The following is a 5,031-nucleotide window of genomic DNA, read 5'->3' as shown; positions in this document are numbered from 1 at the left end:
GCCCTGCGCGGCGTTGACGGTCTTCACCGTGCCCGATTTTTCGGCGCGGAGGATATTTTCCATCTTCATCGCCTCGACCGTCGCGAGCGGCTGGCCGGCTTCGACCTTGTCGCCTTCGCCGACGTGCAGCGTGACGAGCAGGCCGGGCATCGGGCAAATCAGGAATTTGGAGAGGTCGGGCGGGATCTTTTCGATCATATGCTGGGTCAGCGGCGCGATGTGCCAGGGCAGCACTTGGACGTCATGGATATGCCCGCGCGTCGTCATCTTCCAGCCCGTACGCGTCTTCGCGACCTTTACCGCGAGCTCCGTCTCGTCGATCTCGGCGATCACGAGCCGGTCGCCGGGCGTATATTCGAGCGCGATGTCGATCCGGTCGCCCTCGACCTTGATATGCTTTTCGCCGATCTTGACCTTGTGCGGCGCGCCGTCGATCGACACCTGCCATTTGGCGGGCGGTTCGAGCCGGTCGCCGAGCTGGCCGTCGGTGCGGCGGGCGCGGTCGGCTTCGGCGCTTGCCATGAAGCCGGCGATCGCCGCGAGCGTGCGCGTGATCGTCGTATCGGTCGGGGCGCCGTGGAAGCCTTCGGGATATTCCTCGGCGATGAAGCCCGTCGTCAGTTCGCCCGACCGGAAACGCGGATGCTGCATGATCGCCGAGACGAAATCGATGTTATGGCCGAGCCCCTCGATCTCGAAACGGTCGAGCGCCGCGATCTGCAGGTCGGCGGCTTCGTCGCGCGTTGCGCCCCAGGTCACCAGCTTCGCGATCATCGGGTCGTAGAAGATCGACACCTCGCCGCCCTCTTCCACACCCGCATCGACGCGCACGCCATCGACGCCGCGCTCGTCGCCCTCCCATGCCGGAACGGGGGTGCGGTAGCGCACGAGCCGCCCGGTCGAGGGCAGGAAGCCGCGGTACGGATCTTCGGCATAGACGCGGTTCTCGATCGCCCAGCCGTCGATCTTGATGTCGTCCTGCGTCATCTCGAGCTTTTCGCCCGCGGCGACGCGGATCATCTGCTCGACGAGGTCGATGCCGGTGATCGCCTCGGTCACCGGATGTTCGACCTGCAGGCGCGTGTTCATTTCGAGGAAGTAGAAGCTCTCGCCCGTCGGATCGGCGCCCGAGACGATCAGTTCGACCGTGCCCGCGCTATAGTAACCGACCGCCTTTGACAGTGCGACGCACTGTTCGCCCATGGCCTTGCGCATCTTCTCGGTCACGAACGGCGACGGCGCTTCCTCGACGACCTTCTGGTGGCGTCGCTGGATGCTGCATTCGCGTTCGTTGAGATAGAGGACGTTGCCGTGCTGGTCGCCGAGGATCTGGATCTCGATGTGGCGCGGGTTGAGAATGAATTTCTCGATGAAAACGCGGTCGTCGCCGAAGCTGTTGAGCCCCTCGCGCTTGGTCGCCTCGAACCCTTCGCGGACGTCCTTTTCGTCATAGGCGAGGCGCATGCCCTTGCCGCCGCCGCCCGCCGACGCCTTCATCATCACCGGGTAGCCGATCTCGTTCGAGATGCGCACGGCATGTTCGGTATCGTCGATCTCGCCGACGAAGCCGGGGACGACGTTGACGCCCGCTTCCTTGGCGAGCTTTTTCGACTCGATCTTGTCGCCCATCGCAGCGATCGCGTTCACCGGCGGGCCGATGAAAGCGATATTTTCCTTGGCGAGCGCTTCGGCGAAGCTGGTGCGTTCGGAGAGGAAACCATAGCCCGGATGCACCGCCTCGGCGCCCGTTTGCTTGCACGCGGCGATGATCTTGTCGGCGATCAGATAGGATTCGGACGCGGGCGATGCGCCGATATGCACCGCCTCGTCGGCCATTTGCACGAAGGGGGCGCGCGCGTCGGCGTCCGAATAGACCGCGACCGTGGCGATGCCCATGCGCCGCGCGGTCTTGATGACGCGACAGGCGATTTCGCCGCGGTTGGCGATCAGGATTTTCTTGAACATCTTCAATTGTCCATTCTGTACTTGTTCAATTTTTCAATAAACTCGGCCTGCCGCGCTTCCCAGTTCTCGCCGAAATGAGCTTGCCGATGGTCATTTGCACACAGGGCAATGACATTGTGCGGCTTATCCGGCCCCTGTTCGCTCAGGCTAATTACATGATGAGTTTCAAGATAGGGCGTTCCATCGCGCTTCACGAAGCCAGCCTGTCCGCAGTATTCGCAGCGCCCCTTTGCGCGCTTGAGTACTTTTTTCCTTACTTTGCTGTCGCGAACGTAGCTTCCCGCCATCCGCCTTTTGTATTCGGGGTCGTCATTCCCAAGCTCATTTGAGCCAATGTCGTCGATTGCCGAGCGGCCCATCGTTTGAGCTACAGACCCGGTATGGCGAATGGAGTCTGTGTCGACCCTGCCTTGGAATCTTCCCGAAATACCAACTGGCGTGCGCCGAAGTTGAATCACCAACAGCTCATTTTCGATGTAAGACTGTCTGCTTCTGGGACTTGTGAGAGGATATCGAGGCGTGCAGAGAATACCTAAAGTCTGATATCCATTTTCCAAAGCCTCTAGCAAAACCTGTCTCATCTCTTCGAGATTTTTTGTCTTTCTTCGATCTGGGACGGCAAGTCGAAGATTATCAACTTCGTCGTTCCAAAATTCATAATCATTGTTGTCGTGGTCAATCTCATTGTCCCAGACTGTAAAAATGGCTTGCATTCTTTCTCGGTTGATCGCGCACCATGAGTAGGCGCTTCGGAGAGGAAGGCCTAAGTCGGCGCAAAAGCTTCCGAAAGCCAAACTCACTCAGCCGCCTCCAAAGACTTAGAAGCCCTAAGCGGCTCTTCGCCTTCCATCGGCTTGAGCCCCAGCTTCGCGAACAGCGCCGCGTCGGCATTGTCGCCCCGGTTGCCGGTGGTGAGCAACTTGTCGCCGGTGAAGATGCTGTTCGCGCCCGCCATGAAGCAGAGTGCCTGCGTCGCTTCCGACATGCTTTCGCGGCCCGCCGACAGGCGCACCATCGATTTAGGCATGGTGATGCGCGCGACCGCGATCGTACGGACGAATTCGATATCGTCGATCTTCGCAAGCGGGGTGTCGGCGAGCATGTCGCCGAGCACGGTGCCCTTCACCGGAACCAGCGCGTTGACCGGCACGCTTTCGGGATGGCGTTCGAGCGTCGCGAGCGCGTGGATGAAGCCGACGCGGTCGGTGCGCGTCTCGCCCAGCCCGACGATGCCGCCCGAGCAGACGTTGATCCCGGCGTTGCGGACTTCCTCGAGCGTGTCGAGCCGGTCCTGGAAGGTGCGGGTCGAGATGATATTCTCGTAATTCTCCGGGGACGTGTCGATATTGTGATTGTAATAATCGAGCCCCGCGACCGCGAGCGTCTGCGCCTGATCCTTGGTCAGCATGCCCAGCGTCATGCAGGTTTCCATGCCCATCTGGCGCACGCCCTCGACCATCTCGACGATCGCGGGCATGTCGCGCTCCTTGGGGTTGCGCCAGGCGGCGCCCATGCAGAAGCGCTTCGATCCCGAATCCTTCGCCTGTGCTGCCGCCTGCAGCACCGCGCGCACGTCCATCAGCTTGGTGGCCTTGAGCCCGCTGTCGGCGCTCTTGGACTGCGAGCAATAGCCGCAATCTTCGACGCAACCACCGGTCTTGATCGACAGCAAGGTGCAGAGCTGCACCTCGCCGCGCGCATGGTGACGGCGGTGCACGCCCTGCGCCTCCCACATCAGTTCATCGAACGGCAGGTCGAACAGCTCGGCGATTTCCTCGCGTCTCCAGTCGGTGCGGGACTCCCCATTCCCGTTCGTGTCGAGCGAAGTCGAGACACCCCGCGTGGGCGCACAACCGATGGGCATCTCGACTTCGCTCGATGCGAACGGGGTTTTAAGTTTAGTCATGCGGCATCCTCCAATGGGGGCATATTATGGCCGAGAAGGCGCAGCACATCGGCCGCGCATTCGACGACGTTGGAACCGGGGCCGTAAATGCCCTGCACCCCCGCGTCGCGCAGATATTGATAGTCCTGCGGCGGGATGACCCCGCCCGCGATCACCTTCACATCGCCCCGCCCGGCCTCTTTCAGCTTGTGGATAAGTTCGGGGATAAGTGTCTTGTGCCCCGCCGCGAGGCTGGAGGCGCCGACGACGTCGACGCCGCTGTCGAGCGCGAGAACCACCGTCTCCTCCGGGGTCTGGAACAGCGGCCCCGAGACGACGTCGAAGCCCATGTCGCCGAACGCCGAGGCGATGACGTTGGCGCCGCGGTCGTGGCCGTCCTGCCCCATCTTGGCGACGAGCAGCTTGGGTTTGCGTCCCATGCGCTGTTCGACGGCCTTTACCCCGTCGAGCACCTGCCGCCACCGCGCATCCCCCTCATAGGGCGCGGCATAGACGCCCTTCACCGGGGTCGGCTGGGTGCCGTAGCGGTCGAAGCTTTCTTCCATCGCCGACGAAATTTCGCCGAGCGTGGCGCGCGCGCGCGCCGCCTCGACCGCGAGCGCGAGCAGGTTGTTCTCGATGCTCGACTGGCCCGCCGCGCCATCCCGAAGCGCCTTCAGCGCCGCCTGACACGCTGCTTCATCCCGGTTGGCCTTGGTCTTGTTGATCCGCGCGATCTGGCCTTCGCGCACCTTGGCGTTGTCGATGTCGAGCGTTTCAAGGAGGTCCTCGTCTTTCAGGCGGTATTTGTTCACCCCGACGATCACGTCGTCGCCGCGGTCGACGCGCGCCTGGCGGGCGGCGGCGGCGGTTTCGATCATCGCCTTGGGCCAGCCGGCGGCTACGGCCTTCGCCATGCCGCCTTCCTTCTCGACGCGCTCGATGATTTCCCACGCCTTGTCGACGAGTTCCTGCGTCAGCGCCTCGACATAGTAAGAGCCGCCGAGCGGATCGACGACCTTGGTCATCCCCGTCTCTTCCTGGATCACGATCTGGGTGTTGCGCGCGATGCGGGCGGAGAAGTCGGTCGGCAGCGCGATCGCCTCGTCGAGCGCGTTGGTGTGGAGCGACTGGGTGCCACCCAGCATCGCCGCCATCGCCTCGATCGTCGTGCGCATGAC

General features: G+C 62.5%; 4 protein-coding genes. All 4 read right to left on the bottom strand.

Translation table 11 applies throughout. The features are described 5' to 3' along the window. Nucleotides 1-1,965 (bottom strand): acetyl/propionyl/methylcrotonyl-CoA carboxylase subunit alpha (locus VJ811_RS13590; RefSeq protein ID WP_324073202.1); only part of this gene is annotated, 1,965 nt, incomplete at its 3' end. Between the two features lie 2 nt (nucleotides 1,966-1,967). Further along, nucleotides 1,968-2,678 carry an HNH endonuclease gene (locus VJ811_RS13585; RefSeq protein ID WP_324073200.1) on the bottom strand — a complete coding sequence of 237 codons (711 nt, stop codon included), beginning with the start codon at nucleotides 2,676-2,678 and terminating at the stop codon, nucleotides 1,968-1,970. Between the two features lie 83 nt (nucleotides 2,679-2,761). Then, nucleotides 2,762-3,829, bottom strand: coding sequence for a biotin synthase BioB (bioB, locus tag VJ811_RS13580; protein WP_324073204.1), 1,068 nt, complete (start codon nucleotides 3,827-3,829; stop codon nucleotides 2,762-2,764). Nucleotides 3,830-3,867: 38 nt separating this feature from the next. Continuing rightward, the coding region (locus tag VJ811_RS13575; RefSeq protein ID WP_324073198.1) for a methylmalonyl-CoA mutase family protein at nucleotides 3,868-5,031 on the bottom strand (1,164 nt) is incomplete at its 5' end.

Origin of the sequence: Sphingopyxis sp. (assembly GCF_035250425.1) — a bacterium.
In the GTDB taxonomy this organism is placed as follows: Bacteria; Pseudomonadota; Alphaproteobacteria; order Sphingomonadales; family Sphingomonadaceae; genus Sphingopyxis.
The sequence above is the reverse complement of the archived record's forward strand: the minus strand, read 5'-3'. Positions and strand labels throughout refer to the sequence as shown.

Bases quoted from the DNA above. Each gene is read 5' to 3' on its own strand.
- VJ811_RS13585 (WP_324073200.1), bottom strand. From the start codon at position 2,678: ATGCAAGCCATTTTTACAGTCTGGGACAATGAGATTGACCACGACAAC.
- bioB (WP_324073204.1), bottom strand. From the start codon at position 3,829: ATGCCCATCGGTTGTGCGCCCACGCGGGGTGTCTCGACTTCGCTCGAC.